Raw genomic sequence first — 22,335 nt, forward strand, 5'->3', positions numbered from 1 at the left:
GGGCGGTTTTTTCTTTTTTTCAGGCGTAATAAGGTTGCGCCGCGTGACAAATTTCGCTACACTTTGAACGATAGTGTTTGGGATTAGGAGAGAGACGATGAATGCGAAGCAGAAGATGCGACATATATTGGATACGTTAGCGGAGATGTTCCCCGATGCACATTGTGAATTGCATCATAGCAATCCGTTCGAATTGACCCTAGCGGTCCTGCTGTCGGCGCAATGCACGGATGAGACGGTAAATAAAGTAACTGTCAATCTGTTTCAGAAATACAAACGGCCGGAAGACTATTTATCGGTGCCGCTGGAAGAACTGGAGCAAGATATTCGCCGAATTGGGCTATTCCGCAGCAAGGCATCCAATATTCAAAAGCTATGCCGCATCCTAATCGATAAATATGAAGGGGAAGTTCCTTCGGGGCATGAACAGTTAACGGAGCTGCCTGGCGTTGGACGTAAAACCGCTAACGTTGTTGTCTCGAATGCGTTTGGCGTTCCAGCGATTGCCGTAGATACGCATGTCGATAGGGTATCGAAACGCCTTGGCGTGGCTAAGCTGGATGATACCGTTCTCGAAGTTGAAAAGAAGCTGATGAAGCTTGTGCCTCGTGAGGAATGGACGCTTACCCATCACCGGCTTATATTTTTCGGCCGCTATCACTGCAAAGCACAAAACCCGCAATGTCCAATATGCCCGCTGCTTGATTTATGCAAAGAAGGAAAGCAGCGTATGAAGCCGGGCGGACAAACGAAAACTAAAATTAAGACAACGAAACCGAAAAAAGCCAGTGAAGGATGATGACAAATGAAATGTATTTCCGTGTATACGAATAATTTTGAGCTGTTCTCTGATATTTATGAGCAAGTCCTGGAATCACCACCACAAGAAAACGAAGATATTCTAGTAGAGGGCGTAACGGTTAGCGGTTCCGGCGACGTACCTGACCAGTATATCGAGCGTATGCGTGCAAAGCCTGAAGTTGTAGTTATGAAAGAGAAAGAACGTAACATTATGATTTTGCAGCATGGTAATGTATTTGAAATTTGCCTGCCTGCTGAAGAGGAAGCTGTATAGACAATGATGGAAACGACAGTACGAGGCATGACGGATGCGCTGCTGCAGGCCGCTTCAGAGATGCAAGCGGCAGGCGACAGTCTGCACGAAAAGCAAGTATTGGAGTTAAACAGTAAGCTGGCCGAGGGCCGGCTTACTGTTGCATTTTGCGGGCATTTTTCCGCGGGGAAATCAACGTTAGTCAATCGTTTGTGCGGCGCTCAGCTGCTGCCATCCAGCCCGATTCCGACGAGTGCCAATGTCGTTGCGATTCGCGGTGGAGAGACAGCTAAGGCCAGCGTGGTCAGCATCAAGAATGGTGAGCATGTTAGTGTAGATATTCCGCTCGAACAATTAGACGCCTATTGCAAGGATGGCGAAAATATCGAGTCTGTCTCGATTTACTATCCAACAGAGCGTCTTGGCAATCATACGGTACTTCTTGACACCCCGGGTATTGATTCAACGGATGATGCGCACAGAATGTCGACCGAGTCGGCACTCCATTTGGCGGATGTAGTTTTTTATGTAATGGATTATAACCATGTCCAATCCGAGATTAACTTCGCATTTGCGAAGCAATTGAAGGACTGGGGCAAGCCCTTATATTTTATTGTTAATCAGATCGATAAACATCGTGATCGTGAATTATCATTCGAGCAATACCGGAAGAGTGTAGAGGAAGCGTTTCAAGCTTGGCATTTGGAGCCAGCTGGAATCGTTTATTTGTCGTTACGCCAGCCGGACCACCCTCATCAAGAGTGGGAACAGCTGGAGCTGCTGCTGTCTCAATTGGCAGCGGAGAAAGTGTCTTTAGCCGCTTACAGCGTGGATGCTTCGCTGCGGCATCTTGTTGTTGAACACGAGAAATGGTGGGATATGCGGGATGAGCCGGAGCGGGAGCGTCTAATTGCCGTGGCAGGTGGAGAAGAAGCGGCTGCCAAGGTGAAGGAAGAGATGGCTCAGCTTGAAGCAGAGAAGCACAGACTTGCGGCTGAACCAGATCGTATTCGTACGGAGCTTCGGCGGAGTGTACAGTCGCTGCTCGATAATGCGATTATTACGCCTGCTCCACTTCGGGATAAAGCACATGTCTTCCTCGAAAGCCGGAAGCCTGGGTTTAAGACAGGTCTCTTATTCGCCGGGGCAAAGACAGCTGCGGAGCAAGAGCGCAGACTGGAAACGTTCCGCACCGAATTTGGCTCGCAGGTTAATGCTGCAGTAGATTGGCATGTGAAAGATATGCTGCGCAAAGCAGCGGAGAAGGTTGGCTATCCAGCCGAGCGCATCGAGCAAGAGCTGATCGCATCCTTGTCATGGCAGCCTGAACCTCAGTGGCTGGTGGAGAACGTGAATACCGGTGCTACTTTCGGCAACGAGTATACGATGGTATATTCCCGCGAGCTTGCCGCGGAAGTGAAATTGATCTACCGCAAGCACGCATTCGATATTATCGACGTGCTTGTGGAGTATGTTACCGCTGCGAGCAAGACCGGAGCGGATGAGGCAGCAGCTCAGCTAGCGGCGCTAGGCTCGCAAGCTGGCGCGCTGGCGCAGCTTGCAGCGCTGACGCAGCGCGCTGCCGCGCATGCGGCGCAGCTCGCCGCTGCGCTGCCGCCGCGCGTGCAGCGCCCGGCGCTGCCGGCGCCACGCGCCGCAAGCACGCCAGCGGCGAGCGCCGCGGCTGCGCCAAGCGGCAGCGCCGCAAGCGCCGGCGCGTCAGCGCAGCCACGCGCTGCAGGCGCCCGCGCAGCTGCGCCGCAGGCGGGCGCCGCACTAGCGGGCGGCGCAGCGCTCGCGCAGCAGCATGGCGCTGCTGCGCGGCTAGAGCGCGCGGCTTCGCTGCTCGCGCCTTACGCGCCGCTGTCCGCCTCTGCGGACGCGATGCGCGACAAAGCGAACCGGCTGCGTGATAGCCGGTTCACCATCGCGCTGTTTGGTGCATTCAGCGCGGGTAAATCTTCGCTCGCGAACGCCTTGCTCGGCGAGCCGGTACTGCCGGTGTCGCCGAATCCGACGACCGCAGCGATCAACCGTCTCGTACCGCCTACGGCAGAGCACGAGCATGGCACAGCTCTTGTCGTCATGAAGTCGCATGACGCCATTGTAGAAGACCTGCGCTATTCGCTCGCTTTGCTTGGCGAAGACGCGTCAGTAGCAGCACTGCCGAATGCATCGGCTATCATGCTGGCGATTGATATGCTGACGCCAGATGCTATTCATGCCGGCGGACGGCCGCATTACAGCTTCCTTCGTGCAGCACGTAAAGGCTGGGAGGCGCATGAAGCGCTGCTTGGCACACAAATTTCTGTATCGCAAGAGGAATACGAGAAATTTGTTGCTGAGGAATCCCGTTCCTGTTTTGTCAGCGAGATCGAGCTTCATTATGACTGCCCGCTGACACGTCAAGGCATCGTACTCGTAGATACACCAGGGGCCGATTCTGTTAATGCCCGTCATACCGGTGTTGCTTTCAACTATATTAAGAACGCGGACGCCGTTCTGTTCGTTACCTATTACAACCATGCCTTCTCGCAAGCGGACCGTCAGTTCCTGATGCAGCTTGGACGGGTGAAGGATCAGTTCGAACTGGATAAAATGTTCTTCCTAGTTAACGCGGCTGACCTTGCAGCTGATGCTGAGGAGCTCACAGGCGTTCTGAGCCATGTGGAGACGAATCTGCTCCAGCACGGCATTCGAAATCCTCGTTTGTTCCCGGTATCCAGCCTTCAAGGACTGGATGGGAAGGTGGAAGGCAATGCAGAGCTGCTTAAGCAGTCTGGTATTGAGGCCTTTGAGCAATCGTTCCTCGGCTTCGTACAGAATGATCTAGGTAAGCTGGCTGTAGATGCTGCTGAGCAGGAAATTACAAGAGCATCTTCTACTGTTTCAGGATGGCTGAAAAGCGCAACGGGCGACGCAGCTTCTCGTCTGGCCGAGAGTGAGCGGCTTGGGAAACTCCAAGTGGAGGCCAATAGCAATATTGCAGCATTCCAGGAAAATGATCCGCCAGCACAACTGCTTCAGGAGCTTAATGAGCTTCTGTATTATGTCATTCAACGGATTCAGCTTCGTTTTGGCGAGTTTTATAATTATGCATTTAACCCTTCAACCCTTCAGGATGACGGTCGTGATCTGCGTAAAATGATCTGGACGGCATGGCTTGAGCTGCAGCGCCAGGTACAAATGGAACTGTCGCAGGAGTTGCAGGCCACTACGCTTCGCGTAGATCGCAAATTAAACAGTCTTCTGAAAAAGCAGTATGCTGCTCTCACTGAACAACTGGAATCACTGATTGATGGCTACAGCAGCGCTGCTTACACAGCCAAAGATCTCCCAACGCCAGATGCTGCTTCCGAATGGCAGATGACGGGTGTGGATGCCAAATGGTTGTGGGCTCGCTTTAAATCGCCTCGTCATTTCTTTGAGGGAGAAGGCAAAGCGGTACTTCGCAAAGAGCTGGAGACGTCTATTTCTCCAGCGCTTCAACTTTGGATGAATGAGCATATCGACAGTTGGTCAGGCTTATACACGGGCTTATGGAGACAATCAGCGGATGAGACTGGTGCTGCATTAGCTGAGGATCTGTCCCGTTATGTATCCGGTATGCAAAGATCATTATCCAACGAAGCGGATACGGAGCAGCTTCGTCAGCTTCATGAGGAGATTCTCGTCCTCCAATCGTCAACAAAAGCTTAATGTCTAACGCATTTATCTCTTATTGCCCACAATGGCTTGTTTAGCCGTTGTGGGCTTTTTTTTGTTACAGCTGGTTCTTTGGATGCTGATCGCGCACATTACATTGGAACCACTTCGTAAAAAGACAATCCAACGTTGGTGGTGGAGTGGTTTCATGTGTAGACATTAACCGGGGATACACGCTGATATAGTCGGGTTTTTGACCGAAAAACACTGTTTTTTTAATGGGATTTTATACACGTTCTCCTATAATGAAGGGGTCAATTACCATTTTTTAAAATATAAGAGTGTATAAATTTACTTTATACTACGCTTATATTTCACCCGCGAAACGATGCTGCTCCTCCTAAGGACGGCGCAGCCGTTTACGCTTGCTTTACTAGGAATAAAGGAGGAGGCTTAGTTTCGTTAGCTTTTGTAAGCGTTTTTATCACCACATTTGCGCTAGGAGGAAGAAGTTAAATGACGAAGCGATTAAACGGTGAAAAAGCATTGCGAAAAGTAATGACAGGTGTTTTAGCCATATCACTAACGATATCAGGAACCGCGTCGGTATCAGCCCAAGGTTCCGATTCCATTCATCAGTCGGAGGGGGTCCAGGGACGCGTGCAATTAGAATATTTGGATCGTGGGCTTGTAGCTGCAACGACATCTCAAGGTGTTTTTGTCAGCTGGAGGCTGTTATCTAATGAGGTAACGGGAAGCACAGAGAAAGGACTTACAGGTCCAGCCTTTAACGTGTATCGGGATGGGAAAAAGATTGCTACGGTGACGGACAGCACGAACTATTTGGACACTGCTGGTATAGCTTCATCGAAGTATTACGTGTCGGCTGTTACGGCTGGGGCGGAGACGGACCAGAGTGCTGCCGTAAAGCCATGGGCGGATGCCTATTATGATCTAAAGCTGAACAAGCCTGCGGATGGTGTAACGCCTAAAGGTGAAGCTTACACGTACTCGGCTAATGATATGAGCGTAGGTGATGTTGACGGCGATGGACGATATGAGTTTTTCGTCAAATGGGATCCGTCCAATTCCAAAGATGTCTCACAACGGGGTTACACAGGCAAAACCTATATCGATTGTTATACGTTTGAAGGAAAGCTGCTATATCGGATCGATCTTGGTGTGAATATCCGTTCAGGAGCGCATTACACCCAGTTTCTCGTCTATGATTTTGACGGTGACGGCAAATCCGAAATGATGTTTAAGACGGCTCCAGGCACTAAGATAATTAATTACGGCAACGATGGAAAAGTCGTATCCGAAAAATATATTACGATGCCGAAATCAGATATTAAAGCCGGCTATAGCAATGAAGACGATTATCGCTTGAGCGCCGATGGCTATTATGATCACGTAGTAGACATGTTCATGGGCTGGAGCGAGCGGGAAGAAGTGAAGAACGGCAGCTGGCCTAAGACGCTGGAAGAGTGTTTTGGCATCGCGCCGAAATACAGTTATCCGTTGTCACTTGAAGATGCTCAAAGCCTGACGGACTACTTCATGGACGTGTACGCGCCAAGCCGTAGCGTCAATAATAAGCTGCGTGAATTTGAGGGCTTTATCGTGGACGGACCTGAATATTTGACCGTATTCGAAGGTGAGACGGGCAAGGAGCTTGAGACGATTCCATTCAAGACTGCTCGTGAGGATGATGGTCTGTTATGGGGAGATTATGCTATGGGCCGCATCGAGCCTGCCAACCGGGTAGACCGCTTTCTTTCAGGCGTTGCCTACTTGGATGGACAGAATCCATATGCTGTATTCGCACGCGGGTACTATACGAGATCGACCCTCGTATCTTACGGGTGGGATGGTAAACATCTTAAGGAGAATTGGTATGTAGACAGTGGTTTTACGCCAATGACTAATCCGTTCAACGATGGTCCTCATGGCAGAGACGGGACAGATCCAGAGTTTGGCACGTTGACGACACAAGGCGCGCATTCCCTTAGTGCTGCAGATGTAGACGGGGACGGTAAGCAGGAGATTGTCTATGGCTCCGCTACGATCGACCATGATGGAAGTCTGCTGTACAGCTCGATGGATGTTATGCCGCCGCAAAGCGCTGCACCTGGAACGATCGCGAGACTTGGGCATGGTGATGCGCTGCACGTAACCGATATTGATCCGAACCGTCCAGGTCTCGAGATATTCATGGTACATGAGGGAGGCGCCTACGCCCCATATGGATACTCGCTGCGTGATGCAAAGACCGGCAAAGTGATTTACGGCGGCTACACAGGCAAAGATACAGGGCGCGGCATGATTGGCGATGTAGATCCAACTAAGCCAGGTCTGGAAACATGGGCAGTAGGGCTCTGGTCGGCAGACGGTCAAAAACTGGGGAACACAGCGCCAGGTACGAATATGAGCATTAAGTGGGCGGGAGATATGTCTACACAAATGGTAAACGGTGCGATTGATGTTACGCCTACCATTGAAGATTGGACAAGAGGCACACTGTTGAAAGCAACCGGAACGCTTACGAACAACTATACGAAAGGTAATCCATCGCTTGTGGCCGACATCTTTGGAGACTGGCGCGAGGAGCTGCTTGTCCGTACGGCAGACAGCAGTGCGATCCGAATTTACCTGAGCACCGAGTTAACAGACAGAAAGATGTACACTTTGATGCATGATCCGCAATACAGAGCTGAAGTAGCACGCCAAAACACGGCCTACAACCAGCCTTCGTACACGAGCTTCTATTTTGCTTCGGACACGAATTTCGCGAACGTACCAATTCCAAAAGCTTCACTCCCAGGTCTGTTCAACAGCCTGCAGGACAAGCTGAATGGTTATATGGATGACGGGATCGTAAAAGGAGCTATTGCAAGTCAGTTGTCTAATTCGCTTAAGCAAGCGGAGCAGCAGTACGATAAAGGTTCGATGGACAAAGCCGCTGATTTTATTGACAAGTTCTTATCTCAGCTAGAGAAACGTTCAAGCAAAGACAAGGTATCAGACGATGCTGTCAAAAACCTGACTTCGACTGCAAAGCTTCTGCTTCAACAGTGGTCGTAACAACCATCCAAATCAAATAAAAGTGCAAGAGCCCCGGATCGAAATATCCGGGGCTTTTGCTGTTAACCTGCTTTAACTTCACCACTTAATCATAACCACCTTCTGCTGCAGGCAATGCTTTATAGGCGTCTTTGTCTTCAACAAGCTGTTGAATGTATGTTCTTAATTCCAATAATTGTTTTGCCTCGTCTGATACCGTACAATGTTCATCCGTCCACGAGAACGATTTCGTTTCACCACTAACAGTTACTCTCCAGCTGTCCGTATTACTAGGTGTCTTGGAGCAGCCTTCTTGTCCTGTGAAATCTTTTGTCTCCATAATATTGAGCTCTTTCATCTTGGCGTAAATACTCTGCAACTCATCTTTACTAAAAGTAACGTCTGCAGCCGCAGTGCCTTTCGTAATGAGATCCTTTGTGACCTTATGGGTATAGGTGTTAATTTCATTCTTGTTTACTTCTCCGTATCCGAAGCTGACTGAGAAATTGAAATCCTCAGGCATTTCCGCAGGCATTTCATGCTTTTGATTATTAACTTCTTCTGTACAGCCTGATAGAAACAAAATGGAAAAAACAATCGCTAACAGCATCTTTATCATCCTTATCCCCCCGATACAATGATAACGATTACCACCAGTGATATGTTGCGTTCGTTTATCTCAATAGATCTTGGTAATTTGGCTGGAGACTAGTGTTTAAGTTCTCATCAACGATTAAAAAACGGTTTAATAAGCGCTACAACCTTTAACGGTTCATAGCGATTTTCTGGTGATAAATGTTCCAATTGAGGTATCTCTATAACTTCTGACTTTGCGATCGTGTTGTTTAGGGTATGGATCATATCCTTGACGGCCTGAGGGCTTTTTCCTCCGTATGCAAGCAGAACCTCAGCTTGTAAAGGTTGATAATGGTGATAAGTTTCTGCCAGTCGTTTCACTTCCTTATGCTCCAACAAATTTTGCTGCAGCAGAGCTTTAAGCCCTCTCCAATGCTCTCCACGAATAAAGAGTCTGAGCATTAATTTTGCGAACCATAAAGGCAGCTTGGATAGGGGAGAATGGCCAGCCCCTTGCACAAAATGAGCGAACGCACTCCGATTATCTTTCTTCTGAATCGCCTTTTCATAATCTAATAACCAGTTCCATTCTTCAGGCTGAGATTGGAGAACAACACCAGGTTCATACAAGGCGATGCTCGAGAAAAGGTTAAATAATCGAGCGGTCTCCAAGGCAACGAGCCCTCCGTAGCTGTGTCCAAATACCATTTGCGCTTGAGTGGCTTGCTGCACGGCAGCAACATCTTCACATTCTTTTTCCATGGAATACTCCAGGCCTTGAGGTCCGCTCATCCCACGTCCACGCCGATCCATCAGGTGAACCCGGTAAGTTCCAGCTAATTCAGTAGCCAACGTTGTGAAGTGGCTGGAATCACTGAGGGCACCGTGAATAATAAGCAGGTCAGGTCCTTTTCCTTTGCTTTGATACCCGATAGTTGTACCGTCCTGTGAAATGACAGATGATCTTTCAAAAGCAACCTCTGTAGGAATATTCATGTGAACCTCTCCGTTCTATTTTTTGATTGAAATTTAATTCAATAATAAAAGGAAGACAAGTTATACGTCAACTAAAAAATTGCAATCTCAAGAAGATCAGCTACAATTGAATATAAATTCAATTAAAGGAGTACGTTGATGCCAAAGCAAAAGGAACAGTTCGACGAGATGAGATTACATACGATTCAAAAAATAAAATTGGCCGGATTGAAATTATTTGCAAAGAAAGGTCTGGCAGCCACGAATATAAAGGGAATTGCGAAAGAGGCAGGCATCAGCTTGGGATTGATCTACCATTACTATAAATCAAAAGAGGAGCTGTACTTGTCTTTAGCCAATGAGGCGATGGAAAAGTCACAAAATGCTTTTGATGAAATAACAAGACAATCAGGCAGCATAAAGGACAAGATCTCTTCTTTTATTGACTCCTACTTAAACGGAGTGCAGAAGGAAGACGGGATTTATTATTTTATTATCATTTCTCAGCCTTACCTAACGGGGAATGAGGAGGAAGATCAGAAGCTGAACGAAAAGAAGATGCTGGCGATCAAAAATTTAGAAGTGCTTATTCGAGAGGGACAGAAAACAGGTGAATGTGTCCAGGGAGATCCTTTTGAGCTCTCTGTCACTTTTATATCCGCAACCCAAGGTATTGCTTCCTTCAAACTGATGTTTGGAGAATCCTTTGTACTCCCGGAAAAAGATCTTCTGCTGCGGATATTAATAAAATGATCATTCCGTTCTGCCTGTTACTCCCAATACCTGTATAACTGCCAACTGGCTGCTTACCTTTGTTTTTTTCATAATGAAATAGAAGATGACAAGAACAAGGAGGCGCTATTGATGCGTGCAATGATCATTCCTCAATTTGGTGATGCTGAAGTATTGACCCTTACGAATGTAGAGGTTCCTATGCCGGGACCATTCGAAGTAACGATAGATGTGGCGTACGCTGGTGTTAATTATGCCGAAGTGTTATTCCGTAAAGGGGTTGTACAGGACCTGCCACTTCCCTTCGTACCGGGAATCGAAGTGTCTGGCACCATTCGTGAAGTAGGAGAGCAAGTTACAGGGTTATATGTTGGTCAGCAGGTTGCGGCACTTTCCATTGTAGGTGGAGGTGGCTATGCGGAGGTTGTAAAAGTGCCGTCTGATCTTGTGTTCCCGCTCGCTGAAGCGGGGAATCAGGCGATAAATATGATTAGTGCGGCTGCATTCCCGTCGAATGTAACGACAGCGTATATGATTATTTCGAATGTATCACGCATGATGCAAGGGGAAACAGTGTTAGTCCATGCTGCGGCAGGAGGCGTAGGCAGTGCGATTGGCCAAGTAGCCAAGTCGCTGGGCGCCGGACTTGTTATTGGAACTGTTGGAAGTGTGGAAAAGATGGCATATGCTAAGAGTCTTGGTTATGATGCGGTGTTTTTACGGGGAGAGTTTGAAGATCAGGTGAAGAAGCTTACTGACGGGCAAGGGGTTGACATTGTTGTTGATCCGGTTGGCGGCAGTATGCGTGAATCTTCTCTACAGCTGCTTAAGCCTCTTGGACGGCTGATTGCAATGGGGAACGCAAGTGACGCCGAAGATGTGAAGCAATCGCTCAATGAATTATGGTTTTCAAGTAAAGCCGTATTAGGCTTTAATCTTCAGCTATTGAGTATGGTTGCTCCCCAGCTCGTGGCGGATTCCGCACGCAAAGCTCTAGCTTTGGTTGCTAGAGGGGAAGTAAAGGTAGATGTTACGGATCTTTTACCGCTGCACAATGCCTGGGAAGCCCATAAACAGATTGAAGAAAGAAGATCAACAGGGAAAATCGTTTTAAAAGTAGGCTCCTGACAGAGACAAGGTAAATACTTATCGCCGGAGGAGCAATTGTAATTTTTCATTCGTATCAGTTCCTTCCGTTGGAATATACACACAGCAATGTGCAGTGCCATTTCCATTAATTTGCGAGAAGGAGTTTATGTTAAAGGAGAGTAACCCAGCTTCCGGATGATAAAGCCGAATCGTCTTGATCGTCTTATCCATAATATCGTGCGTTGACCATAACTCGCGAAATTCCGAACTAGCACTACTTAGTCGGTCAATCAGCTTACGAAATACCAGATCGGTTAGATTCTTTTCATAGCGTCCACGAAGAACGCCAGCTGTATACTGGGCGTATTCTTCCCAATCCGGCATTGATTTGCGCATTTCTTCGTTTGTGAACGTAAGCCAGGCCATACATCTATCCTCTTCAGGTATGGAGGAGAAATCACAAATGATACGGCGAGCAGCTTCATTCCAGTTCAATACTTCTGTACGGTCTGTCGCAATGAAAGCAGGATAAGGAAGCTGATGAATGATTTTCTCGATGTCAGGCGAGAGCTGCTGCATAGATGGAGCGGGAGTCGGAAGCTCCAGACTAGCAAGGTGAAGCATGTGAAGATGCTCATTCTTGCTGAGCCGAAGAGCATTGGCGACACTGTCTAGTACTTGCCTGGATGGTGTTGACGCCCGACCTTGCTCCAGCCAGGTATACCAGGTTGTACTGACATGAGCAAGTTGAGCAACCTCTTCACGGCGGAGGCCAGGTGTCCTTCTTTTGCCATAACCCGGAGGAAGACCAGCTTCGGAAGGATTCAATTTCTCTCTGCGTGATTTAAGAAATTGTCCGAGCAGCATGGCTTTTTGCTTATCCATTGCGTTGTACCCTCCTCAAATAGTCATAACAATCATTATACTCGAGGAGAAAAATGTAACAATATATAAAAGACGCAGCCCATTTGGTCATAGGGCTGCGTCTTTATTTTTAAATATGTGGGTTTGCCCTATTTTACATATATTTGTGTGTTTCTGTGCAAAAATGGAGGAATTGCCACACATCTAGGTTGATTTTTGATTATTTAGGAGGATACCCCGTTAATCTTTTCTAATTCGCCATAATCGGCGGTTTCAGGTAAATATACGTGATTATCTACCGTTTGCCGGGTCATGGCAGTACCTGCTAATATTCATCACATACAAAGGTGTAACGGCTTTATCGTGTTCTATTTTGCGCCGGAGGTCGTTACATACTGTAGAAAACTTTTAACAATAAAGAACGGGGAGATGGATTTTACTTGGACGTCTTTAGGCAATTGAAACGGTTTTATTGGGTTGAGCGGAAGTTTCTGCTATCATCAATTTTTTGTCTGATGTGTGCGACAGCGCTTGGTCTGGTCTATCCGAACCTGCTTCGTTATTTGATCGATGATGTCATTACACCAAGGGACTTTGACAAAGTGCCGATGCTGGCCCTCTCCGTTGTTGGGGTAGTCACGTTCAAAGGCTTAATGCAGTTTTTACACGGATTTTTTGGCGGAAGACTTGGCAACCGGGTGACATTCCGGCTTCGTAACGCCTGTTACGACAAACTTCAAACGCTTTCATTCCAATATTACGACAAAGCGAAGACAGGCGATTTGATGTCCAGGCTGACGGCAGATCTTGAAGCAATCCGTCAATTTATCGGCTTTGGCTTTGCTCAAATCTTAAACGTAGTGCTCATGATCGTGTTTGGCGGAGCCATGATGATGTCGATCGATTGGAAGCTGACGCTAATTACGCTCGTCACCATCCCGTTTCTTGCATTCACAGCGATCCGATTTGAGAAAAGAATCCATCCAGCCTTCCGCGAAATGCGTAAAGCGATGAGTAATCTGACGACTGCTGTACAAGAGAATATTACAGGTGTACGGACCGTCAAATCATTCGCACGTGAGCCGCATGAGGTTGATAAGTTCTCGAAGCGCAATGAACAGTACCAAATGAATCAGATTGGAGCATCTTCGATCTGGGCGAAGTTTTTCCCTTCAATGGAGCTTCTCGCCAACCTAAGCGTTGTTATTTTGCTTATTGCGGGCGGTACATTAGTAATCCAGAAGACCTTATCACTTGGTGAATTAGTCGCGTTCTTCAGCTTAATCTGGTACATTATCGGCCCAATGTGGGGCATCGGCTTCCATATTAATAACTACACCCAGTCCAAAGCTTCTGGCGAACGGGTGATGGAGCTGCTTAATACACATATTCATGTCAAAAGCATTGAAAACGCGGTTGAAGTGGATAGTGAGATCGTTAAAGGGCATGTCCGTTTCAACCATGTAACGTTTAATTATCCGGACAAAGCTCCTGCCTTGACCGATATTACAATTGATGCGCCGGCAGGAAAGGTTATTGGCCTCTTAGGGGCAACCGGTTCCGGCAAATCGACGATTATTCAGCTGCTGATGCGAGCGTATAATGTAAAAGAAGGTACGATTACGCTCGATGGTATTGATATTCGGAACTTGGATGTGGAAAGTCTGCGCAGCCAGATCGCACCGGTATTCCAGGAAACCTTCCTGTTCTCGGCATCGATCCGGACTAATATCTCTTATGGCGTAAGAAATGTATCTGACGAACAAATTATTAAGGCAGCGAAGATGGCCAAAGCACATGATTTTATCATGGAGCTCCCGCTTGGGTATGAGACGATTGTCGGCGAGAGAGGGATGGGCTTATCGGGAGGTCAGAAACAGCGGATTGCTATTGCTCGCGCGCTTATCCGTAATCCGCGCATTCTTATTTTGGACGATGCAACGAGCGCGGTGGATATGGAGACCGAACATGAGATTCAAGCCGGCTTTAAGGAGCTGATGGCAGGGCGCACGACCTTTATTATTGCGCACCGCATCTCATCGCTTCGCCATGCTGACGAGATTATTGTCTTGGACAAAGGACATATCGTTCAACGCGGCACACATGATGAATTAATTGCACAGCAAGGAGCTTATCGCGAAACATATAACATTCAGTATGCCGATCGGCCGCTTGCGAGTTTGAATCCTTCAGAGTCGGAGCGGAAAAGGAGCGTAGTTCAATGAGCAGTTCCAATAAAGAATTGAAAGATAGAATTAAAAATGCAAGCGATAAATCTGAACGGTTTATTTATCAAGATGATGAGGCTATCGAGAAACCGTTCAACTGGGCTCAAATGCGGCGCTTGTTCTATTATATGAAGCCTTACAAACGCCAGTTAATTCCTGTTATTATTGCGATGATTATTGGTACCATTACAAGGCTGACAATCCCAGCATTAACCATTATGGCGATTGACAAAGCGATTGATCCACCAAGCGGCGATCCTAGCTACAGCAAGCTGTATACGATTGCAGCAATAATGGTTGCTTTGTTTATTATTCAATGGGCATCTAACTCGTATCGGATTAAGTACACGAACATAATCGGGCAGAAAGTCATTTATGATCTCCGCCATCATCTATTCCAGCATATTCAGAAGCTCTCGTTCCGGTTCTATGACAAGCGGCCTGCCGGCTCGGTTCTTGTTCGGGTAACGAATGACGTTAATGCGTTGCAGGATTTGTTCACGAACGGTGTTGTCAACTCGCTTATGGACTGCGTGCAGCTTGTTGGTATCGTTGTAATCCTGCTGGCTTGGAACTTCAAGCTAGGTCTTGCGGTTATGATTACCGTTCCGATTATGTTCCTCGTATCGTCTACGCTGCGCAAACGTATTCGGTTTGCGTGGCAGGACGTTCGGAAGAAGCAGTCGCGAATTAACTCCCACCTTAATGAGAGCATTCAAGGGATGAAGATTACGCAGGCTTATGTACAGGAAAAAGAAAACATGCGCTTCTTCGATAACATGAACGCTGTAAACGTTAAAGCGTGGAACAAAGCCTCTGCGCTTAACCAAGCGTTTGGTCCGGTTATCGAGATTACTTCCGCCATCGGAACGTTTATTCTGTTCTGGTACGGCTCTTACTTAATTGAGCATCAAGAGATAACAGTAGGTCTCCTTGTAGGATTTGCCAACTATGTGGGCAACTTCTGGGACCCGATTAACCGACTTGGTCAAGTGTATAACCAGCTGCTTGTGGCTATGGCTTCCTCGGAGCGTATATTCGAATTTATCGATGAAGAGCCAACCGTTGCAGAGCTTGGTAATGCCATGCCACTTGCCAGCATCCGCGGCGATGTGAAATTCGATAATATTATTTTCGAATATGAGAAAGGCCGTCCCGCGCTTCATGGTGTCACTATTGACGTCAAAGCTGGTCAATCGATTGCGCTTGTTGGTCATACCGGCTCGGGCAAAAGTACAATCATTAACCTTTTGTGCAGGTTCTATGATCCGGTTCAAGGAAGTATTCGCATAGACGGTCAGGATATTCGTAATGTGACGATCGACAGTCTTCGTTCGCAGGTTGGTCTAGTTATGCAAGACACGTTTATCTTCGCTGGAACGATCCGCGACAATATCCGTTATGGCAGATTGGATGCAACTGACAATGAAATTGTTGAGGCAGCAAAAGCGGTTCACGCACATGATTTCATCATGTCGCTGCCTGACGGCTATGACACAGAGGTGGAGGAACGTGGCAACGTGCTCTCCATGGGTCAGCGTCAATTGCTTTCTTTCGCCCGCGCCTTGCTGGCAGATCCACGAGTTCTTATTCTTGATGAAGCAACAGCAAGTATTGATACGGAGACAGAGCTTAGAATTCAAGAAGCTTTGAAAGCACTATTAAAAGGCCGTACGTCCTTCATGATTGCTCACCGTTTGTCTACAATTCGCAATGCCGACGAGATTATCGTTCTGGATCATGGCCGGATTGTCGAGCAGGGTAACCACGAAGCGTTAATCAGGAAGAATGGCATTTATAATGGTCTTATCGAGGCGCAATATCGATTCTTGTCGGCGTAGTATTGATTTTTAAGTGAAGAACCTCCACAATGGAAGAAAAATAACCCAGACCTCGAGGGATGCCGCTGGCATCTCCTCGAAGTCTGGATTCTTCCGGGAGGTTCTTTTTTATTATGTATGGATCACCACTGATGGCGGATGCACGCAAACTTCTTCTGCTCGGCTCGGGCGAGCTTGGCAAGGAGGTTGCACTTGAAGCACAGCGCCTAGGCGTAGAGACAATTGCAGTAGACCGTTATGCGAATGCGCCGGCTATGCAGGTTGCCCATCGTTGCCATGTTACCGATATGCTTGACGGAGCTGCAATCAGAAGAATCATCGAGGATGAGAAGCCTGATTTTATCGTTCCGGAGATTGAAGCAATTGCTACAGAAACACTGCTGGAGCTTGAGAAGGAAGGCTTTAACGTCATTCCGACTGCTCGTGCTACACGTCTTACCATGGATCGTGAAGGTATTCGCCGACTAGCTGCTGAAACGCTTGGTCTGCCCACTGCTCCTTACCAATTCGCTGATTCGCTTGATGAATTGAAGCTAGCGGTAAAGGAGATTGGCCTTCCTTGTGTCATTAAGCCAATTATGAGTTCTTCTGGTAAAGGGCAAAGTGTATGCGAGACGGAAGCTGACATTGAGAACTGCTGGAACTATGCGATGGAGGGCGGACGTGCGAAGAAAGCACGGATTATCGTTGAAGGTTTTGTTACCTTTGAATCGGAGATTACGCTGCTAACTATCCGTTCCGTTTCGGGGACAAGCTTCTGCGCACCAATCGGCCATGTTCAGAAGGATGGCGACTATATCGAATCCTGGCAGCCGCATGCGATGACAGAGGAGCAAATTAAGCAAGCGGAAGAGATTGCTTTGCGTATTACAGATGAGCTTGGCGGTTTTGGCTTATACGGCGTAGAGCTGTTTATTACGAAAGAAGGTGTCTTGTTCAGCGAGGTTTCTCCTCGTCCGCATGATACTGGAATGGTAACCATGGCGACACAAGATCTGTCTGAATTTGCGCTGCATGTACGCGCGATTCTTGGCTTCCCGATCCCAACTATTCGTCTGTTGACACCAGGGGCGACACACACGCTGAAAGCGGATCGTGAGTCGTCTTCATTCCGCATTGGCGGAATCGAATCGGCACTTGCGCTGCCTAATACACAAGTTCGAGTATTTGGCAAACCGGAGACAAAGGTTGGACGCCGGATGGCTGTTGCTTTAAGCACAGCAAACGATACGGATGAGGCTCGTGACCTGGCCCGACAAGCAGCTGAATCTCTTCATATTCAATACGATAATTAAGACGATAGTGCGGCGGCTTTCCTTGATCTTAAGCAAGGAGAAGCTGCCGCTTTTTTACTCCAGCATGAATGGAACATGACAATTACGTGCATGAATAATTTAGCGTGGGACGCGAATTTATGTTATTCTGTTAATCCAACAAGCGCTTTAACCGATATTGATAGAGGCACGCACTTCATAACAGACGTTCTCTTTAGCGTCTTTACTAATCGGGACAAGTTGAATTAAAATAGCTTGAAGATAAGGTAACGTGAAGCTTCGCAAAATTTAGGAGGCATACCCATGGCAGAGCATATAGATACTTTCGCAAAAACAGCGGCCCCGGAACGGAACTATGAGGCCGATGATATACAAGTGCTCGAAGGCTTAACCGCTGTAAGAAAGCGGCCAGGCATGTACATTGGCAGCACAAGCAGCTCAGGCCTTCACCATCTGGTTTGGGAAATCGTTGATAATGCCGTGGACGAGCATTTGGCGAAATTTTGTTCGGCAATTGATGTGACACTGCATAAGAACGGTGCAGTGACCATACAGGATAACGGGCGCGGTATTCCAACAGGAGTGCATAAGACAGGAATTCCGACTCCGCAGGTTGTGTTCACAATCTTGCATGCGGGCGGCAAATTCGGCGGCGGCGGATATAAAAAATCCGGCGGCTTGCACGGGGTTGGTGCTTCGGTAACAAATGCATTATCCGAATGGCTTGAAGTAGAGATTTTCCGTGACGGGAAAATACATAAGATGCGCTTCGAGTATTGGGTCGATGACAAAGGCAAAGAGCATGTCGGCGAACCGGTAACGGGCCTTGTTATTGCTGGCAATACGCATCGTACGGGAACAAAAGTAACGTTTAAGCCTGACGCTCGTGTCTTCCAAGGTGGAATATCGCTGAACTATGATACGCTTGCAGAACGGCTGCAGGAAATTGCTTTCCTGAACTCCGGCCTTAAAGTGTCGATCAAGGATGATCGCAGCGGCAAAGAGGATGTATTCCATTACGAAGGCGGCGCACGTCAGTTCGTACAATTTTTGAATGAGGATAAGACAGTACTTCACGAGGTTGTCCATTTCGCAGGGGAAAAGGACGAGATTGAAGTGGAAGTAGCACTTCAGTATAACGATGGATATACGGAAACGATCGCATCCTTCGTGAACTCGATCCCGACACGCGGCGGTGGTACGCATGAGACCGGTTTCAAGACTGCTTATACCCGCGTAATGAACGATTATGCCCGTAAAACAGCGATGCTGAAAGAGAAGGATAAAAATCTCGAGGGCAATGATCTGCGTGAAGGTATGATGTCCGTCATTAATATCAAGATGTCTGAGGTAGAGTTCGTCGGCCAGACGAAGGATCAGCTCGGCAGTGCTTCGGCGCGCAGCGCAGTGGATGCAGTTGTGTCCGATAAAATGCAGGTATTCCTTGAGGAGAATCCGCAAGTTGCACAAATGCTCCTTAAGAAGGCTGTACAAGCCTCAAGGGCTAGAGAAGCGGCACGTAAGGCACGTGAAGAGATCCGCAGCGGCAAGAAGAAGAGCGAAAGCTCCAATCTGAACGGCAAGCTGACACCAGCACAGTCGAAGGATGTCACAAAGAACGAGCTGTTTATCGTCGAAGGTGACTCCGCGGGCGGTTCTGCGAAGCAAGGCCGTGATTCGAAGCATCAGGCGATTCTGCCTTTGAAAGGCAAGCCGATGAATCCGGAGAAAGCGAAGCTGCTTGATATTCTGAAGAACGATGAGTATAAAGCGATTATCTCCGCGATTGGAGCGGGTGTTGGTCCGGAATTTGATGCGGATGAATGCAATTACAATAAAATTATTATTATGACCGATGCCGATACCGACGGCGCGCACATTCAGGTGCTGTTGCTGACCTTCTTCTATCGGTATATGAAGCCGCTGATCGACTCGGGACGAGTCTTTATCGCTCAGCCTCCGCTTTACAAAATTACACGCAAATCCGGTAAGCTGGAGACGGTTCGTTATGCTTGGACAGATGAGCAGCTGCAGAACTATCTGAAGGAATTCGGCAAGAACTTTGAGCTGCAGCGCTATAAAGGACTAGGAGAGATGAATCCCGATCAGCTGTGGGAGACTACCATGGATCCTGAGACTCGGACACTGCTCCAGGTACAGATCGATGATGCAGCTAAGGCTGAGCGCCGTGTATCCGCGCTGATGGGCGATAAGGTCGACCCACGTAAACGCTGGATTATCGAAAATGTAGATTTCACAGAATATGTTGAATAGGAGGTAACGGCATGGGCATGCTGGAACAGTTTTTACCGGCGTATTTGGAAGAGGTCGTAGGTGACCGCTTCGGCCGTTATTCGAAATATATCATTCAGGACCGCGCCATTCCGGACGTAAGGGATGGACTTAAGCCGGTGCAGCGCCGTATCCTGTACGCGATGTATGATTCGAACAATACACCTGATAAGCCGTACCGCAAATCAGCGAAGACCGTCGGTGACGTAATGGGTAATTACCATCCTCATGGTGACTCTTCGATCTACGAAGGTATGGTACGTATGGCACAGCCTTGGAAAATGGGCCATGTCCTCGTAGATGGACACGGCAACTGGGGCTCGATGGATGATGATCCTGCAGCGGCGATGCGTTATACAGAGGCGCGTTTGTCGCCTATCGCTATGGAGATTTTGCGGGATATCGATAAACGGACCGTTCAATTTAAAGATAACTTTGATAACACGACGAAAGAGCCGGTTGTACTGCCATCTCGTTATCCGAACCTGCTTGTGAATGGCACAAGCGGGATTTCGGCAGGCTTCGCAACGGAAATTCCACCGCATAACCTGAGGGAGACGATTGATGCCTGCATTGCAGTCATGGCTCGTCCGGATATGCCGGTAGAAGATCTGATGGGCATTGTGAAAGGCCCCGATTTCCCGACAGGCGGCGTTATTATGGGCGAAGAGGGAATCCGCGAGGCTTATACCACAGGTAAAGGCCGGATCCATATCCGCTCAAAGGTTGAGATTGAGGATGTACGAGGCGGACGTCAACAGATTACGATTACTGAAATTCCGTATCAGGTCGTCAAATCTCGTCTTGTCAGCGCGATGGAAAATATCCGTCTTGAGAAAAAGGTCGAGGGGATCTCTGAAGTTCGAGACGAGAGCGGCCGTAATGGCCTGCGTATTGTCGTGGAGCTGAAGAAGGAAGCCGATGCGAACGGAATTCTGGCTTATTTGCTGAAGAAAACGGATCTTCAAGTGACTTATAACTTCAATATGGTTGCGATTGTGAACAAAGCACCTCAACAGCTGGGCATTAAACAGATTCTAAGCGCTTATATTGCCCATCAGAAGGAAGTTGTCACTCATCGTACCCAATATGATCTAGAGAAAGCTGAAGAGCGTGCACACGTGGTAGAAGGGCTTGTGAAAGCTCTGAATATCCTCGACGAGGTCATTGCAACGATTAAAGCCTCGAAGAACCGTGCTGATGCGCAAAATAACTTGGTTGCTAAATACGGCTTCTCCGAGCGTCAAGCCGATGCGATCCTGACACTCCAGCTATATCGTCTGACGAATCTTGAGATCACATCGCTTGAAAAAGAACTTAAGGAAATGCAGAAGAAGATTGCTTACCTGCGTTCCATTCTGGAGAGCGAGAAAAAATTGATTGGTGTTATTCGAGACGAACTAATTGAAATCCGCGACAAATTTGGCATTGACCGCCGTTCGTCGATCCGCGGCGAAGTGGAAGAGCTGAAGGTGAACCTAGAGGTTATGGTGCAGTCGGAAGACGTAATCGTTACCCTCAGTGAAGAAGGTTATATGAAGCGGACAAGCATCTTGTCATTCACTCGTTCTGGCGGAGACTTGCAAACAGCAGGAGTGAAGGACGGCGATGCGATCAGCAGCGTATATGAAGTGAACACAATTGACAACTTGCTGCTGTTCACACGCAAGGGACAATATTATATGCTTCCTGTTCATCAGATTCCAGAGTTCAAGTGGAAGGATACCGGTACGGCTGTTGTCAATATTGTACCGATTCCGAAGGATGATTCCATTGTAGCTATTATTCCGGTTAAAGATTTCAATGTGCCAGGTGCATCACTTGTCTTTGTAACAAAACGTGCGCAAGTGAAACGGACTGAGCTGAAGGAATATATGACGACGCGTTCTACCGCGATCGCTGCCTCGAAGGTAGCCGACGGTGATGAAGTTATCCGTGTCATGCTTAGTGACGGTTCAAAACAGCTGCTTCTGGTAAGTAAACTTGGTATGAGCATCCGGTTCCATGAGCATGAAGTGAATCCGATGGGACGGGTTGCAACAGGCGTTCGCGGTATGCAGCTAAGAGAAGATGATGAGCTTATCGCAGCCGATTGGGTTGCTGATGATGAGGGTGAAGTACTGGTCGTGACAGATTTGGGTTATGCCAAACGTACGCTGCTGCTGGATTATCCGCTTCAAGGCAGAGGCGGCAAAGGCGTTCAGACGTTTGAGTTTAAAGAAGGCAAGCGTGTGAAGCCAAATGGTTCAGCACTTGTATCGGCTCTCTACTGTAAGGAAGAGATGAACATTATAGCGCTTACATCCTCTGGAGGCCAGCTTGAGGCATCATCGGAGAAAGCGCCAATCGAGGATCGGAAGTCTATCGGGCGAATTCTGCTTCCGGTCGAGAAGAATGATGTCATTACCACGATCTTCGTTAAACCTGATTTATCCGCTCAATCGTAAGGGCGGTTAGGTGGATCAAAGCGTTCAATTAATCGAATAATCGCGTCAAACATGACCCACATTGGTACCAGCTCATCCGGGCGGTCGAGCCACTGTGGGTCTTTTATTATGCCGTAGGCTTTGATTTTACGAATGATTTCAGCTTTTTGGTCATCCATCGGGATCACTCCTTCGCACACCATTTCGACGTATAGGTAAAGCGCCTATGCCATTGTATGTCTACTCCTGTCATAATGTTCGACTTTATAGCGATTA

At 47.8% G+C, this 22,335-nt stretch carries 15 protein-coding genes; 11 read left to right on the forward strand and 4 right to left on the reverse strand.

Annotated elements, in window-relative coordinates; genetic code table 11:
* The first annotated feature begins 97 nt into the window (after positions 1 to 97).
* The 4 genes from nth to AC0YNT_RS06125 all read left to right on the forward strand — a co-directional run bounded on the left by nth (position 98) and on the right by AC0YNT_RS06125 (position 7,783).
* Positions 98 to 799, forward strand: a complete 702-nt coding sequence (nth, locus tag AC0YNT_RS06110; RefSeq protein WP_167273337.1) for an endonuclease III — start codon at positions 98 to 100, stop codon at positions 797 to 799.
* 6 nt (positions 800 to 805) lie between these two features.
* Entirely contained in the window at positions 806 to 1,075 is a 270-nt protein-coding gene (locus AC0YNT_RS06115) for an NAD/NADP transhydrogenase alpha subunit (protein ID WP_167273340.1), read from the forward strand.
* Positions 1,076 to 1,078: 3 nt separating this feature from the next.
* Complete coding sequence (locus AC0YNT_RS06120) at positions 1,079 to 4,753, forward strand: dynamin family protein (RefSeq protein ID WP_475803759.1); 3,675 nt, start codon at positions 1,079 to 1,081, stop codon at positions 4,751 to 4,753.
* Between the two features lie 462 nt (positions 4,754 to 5,215).
* Positions 5,216 to 7,783, forward strand: coding sequence for a rhamnogalacturonan lyase (locus tag AC0YNT_RS06125; RefSeq protein ID WP_475803760.1), 2,568 nt, complete (start codon positions 5,216 to 5,218; stop codon positions 7,781 to 7,783).
* 85 nt (positions 7,784 to 7,868) lie between these two features.
* Here AC0YNT_RS06125 and AC0YNT_RS06130 read toward each other — a convergent pair whose 3' ends face one another.
* Together AC0YNT_RS06130 and AC0YNT_RS06135 are read right to left on the reverse strand one after the other, a co-directional pair.
* Entirely contained in the window at positions 7,869 to 8,381 is a 513-nt protein-coding gene (locus tag AC0YNT_RS06130; RefSeq protein ID WP_475803761.1) for a hypothetical protein, read from the reverse strand.
* A gap of 107 nt (positions 8,382 to 8,488) precedes the next feature.
* Entirely contained in the window at positions 8,489 to 9,334 is an 846-nt protein-coding gene (locus tag AC0YNT_RS06135) for an alpha/beta fold hydrolase (protein ID WP_475803762.1), read from the reverse strand.
* A 138-nt stretch (positions 9,335 to 9,472) separates the two neighbouring features.
* On the opposite strand from AC0YNT_RS06135, the gene AC0YNT_RS06140 reads away from it, so the two are divergent.
* Together AC0YNT_RS06140 and AC0YNT_RS06145 are read left to right on the forward strand one after the other, a co-directional pair.
* On the forward strand, positions 9,473 to 10,066 hold the full coding sequence (locus AC0YNT_RS06140; protein ID WP_475803763.1) for a TetR/AcrR family transcriptional regulator: 594 nt from the start codon (positions 9,473 to 9,475) through the stop codon (positions 10,064 to 10,066).
* 111 nt (positions 10,067 to 10,177) lie between these two features.
* Positions 10,178 to 11,173: a quinone oxidoreductase family protein gene (locus tag AC0YNT_RS06145; protein ID WP_475803764.1), complete on the forward strand. Its 996-nt coding sequence runs from the start codon at positions 10,178 to 10,180 to the stop codon at positions 11,171 to 11,173.
* 18 nt (positions 11,174 to 11,191) lie between these two features.
* On the opposite strand, the gene AC0YNT_RS06150 is transcribed toward AC0YNT_RS06145, so the two are convergent.
* On the reverse strand, positions 11,192 to 12,019 hold the full coding sequence (locus tag AC0YNT_RS06150) for a helix-turn-helix transcriptional regulator (protein WP_475803765.1): 828 nt from the start codon (positions 12,017 to 12,019) through the stop codon (positions 11,192 to 11,194).
* Between the two features lie 419 nt (positions 12,020 to 12,438).
* Between AC0YNT_RS06150 and AC0YNT_RS06155 the strand changes: the two genes are divergently transcribed.
* The 5 genes from AC0YNT_RS06155 (at position 12,439) to parC (ending at position 22,080) form a co-directional block, all read left to right on the forward strand.
* Complete coding sequence (locus AC0YNT_RS06155; RefSeq protein ID WP_475803766.1) at positions 12,439 to 14,223, forward strand: ABC transporter ATP-binding protein; 1,785 nt, start codon at positions 12,439 to 12,441, stop codon at positions 14,221 to 14,223.
* Complete coding sequence (locus AC0YNT_RS06160) at positions 14,220 to 16,067, forward strand: ABC transporter ATP-binding protein (RefSeq protein WP_475803767.1); 1,848 nt, start codon at positions 14,220 to 14,222, stop codon at positions 16,065 to 16,067. Before AC0YNT_RS06155 ends, AC0YNT_RS06160 begins: the two co-directional genes overlap by 4 nt.
* 113 nt (positions 16,068 to 16,180) lie before the next feature.
* On the forward strand, positions 16,181 to 17,362 hold the full coding sequence (gene purT, locus AC0YNT_RS06165) for a formate-dependent phosphoribosylglycinamide formyltransferase (protein WP_475803768.1): 1,182 nt from the start codon (positions 16,181 to 16,183) through the stop codon (positions 17,360 to 17,362).
* A gap of 282 nt (positions 17,363 to 17,644) precedes the next feature.
* Complete coding sequence (parE, locus tag AC0YNT_RS06170; RefSeq protein WP_475803769.1) at positions 17,645 to 19,615, forward strand: DNA topoisomerase IV subunit B; 1,971 nt, start codon at positions 17,645 to 17,647, stop codon at positions 19,613 to 19,615.
* Between the two features lie 11 nt (positions 19,616 to 19,626).
* On the forward strand, positions 19,627 to 22,080 hold the full coding sequence (parC, locus tag AC0YNT_RS06175) for a DNA topoisomerase IV subunit A (RefSeq protein ID WP_475803770.1): 2,454 nt from the start codon (positions 19,627 to 19,629) through the stop codon (positions 22,078 to 22,080).
* On the opposite strand, the gene AC0YNT_RS06180 is transcribed toward parC, so the two are convergent.
* Entirely contained in the window at positions 22,071 to 22,238 is a 168-nt protein-coding gene (locus AC0YNT_RS06180; RefSeq protein WP_164775626.1) for a hypothetical protein, read from the reverse strand. The two genes, parC and AC0YNT_RS06180, sit on opposite strands and share 10 nt — an antisense overlap.
* Positions 22,239 to 22,335 lie beyond the last annotated feature (97 nt).

The organism is Paenibacillus sp. J22R56 (assembly GCF_056269375.1).

What these genes read in the sequence shown, in the direction of transcription:
- nth (WP_167273337.1), top strand. Translation starts at nt 98, where the DNA reads ATGAATGCGAAGCAGAAGATGCGACATATATTGGATACGTTAGCGGAG.
- AC0YNT_RS06115 (WP_167273340.1), top strand. Translation starts at nt 806, where the DNA reads ATGAAATGTATTTCCGTGTATACGAATAATTTTGAGCTGTTCTCTGAT.
- AC0YNT_RS06120 (WP_475803759.1), top strand. Translation starts at nt 1,079, where the DNA reads ATGATGGAAACGACAGTACGAGGCATGACGGATGCGCTGCTGCAGGCC.
- AC0YNT_RS06125 (WP_475803760.1), top strand. Translation starts at nt 5,216, where the DNA reads ATGACGAAGCGATTAAACGGTGAAAAAGCATTGCGAAAAGTAATGACA.
- AC0YNT_RS06130 (WP_475803761.1), bottom strand. Translation starts at nt 8,381, where the DNA reads ATGATAAAGATGCTGTTAGCGATTGTTTTTTCCATTTTGTTTCTATCA.
- AC0YNT_RS06135 (WP_475803762.1), bottom strand. Translation starts at nt 9,334, where the DNA reads ATGAATATTCCTACAGAGGTTGCTTTTGAAAGATCATCTGTCATTTCA.
- AC0YNT_RS06140 (WP_475803763.1), top strand. Translation starts at nt 9,473, where the DNA reads ATGCCAAAGCAAAAGGAACAGTTCGACGAGATGAGATTACATACGATT.
- AC0YNT_RS06145 (WP_475803764.1), top strand. Translation starts at nt 10,178, where the DNA reads ATGCGTGCAATGATCATTCCTCAATTTGGTGATGCTGAAGTATTGACC.
- AC0YNT_RS06150 (WP_475803765.1), bottom strand. Translation starts at nt 12,019, where the DNA reads ATGGATAAGCAAAAAGCCATGCTGCTCGGACAATTTCTTAAATCACGC.
- AC0YNT_RS06160 (WP_475803767.1), top strand. Translation starts at nt 14,220, where the DNA reads ATGAGCAGTTCCAATAAAGAATTGAAAGATAGAATTAAAAATGCAAGC.
- purT (WP_475803768.1), top strand. Translation starts at nt 16,181, where the DNA reads ATGTATGGATCACCACTGATGGCGGATGCACGCAAACTTCTTCTGCTC.
- parE (WP_475803769.1), top strand. Translation starts at nt 17,645, where the DNA reads ATGGCAGAGCATATAGATACTTTCGCAAAAACAGCGGCCCCGGAACGG.
- parC (WP_475803770.1), top strand. Translation starts at nt 19,627, where the DNA reads ATGGGCATGCTGGAACAGTTTTTACCGGCGTATTTGGAAGAGGTCGTA.
- AC0YNT_RS06180 (WP_164775626.1), bottom strand. Translation starts at nt 22,238, where the DNA reads ATGGATGACCAAAAAGCTGAAATCATTCGTAAAATCAAAGCCTACGGC.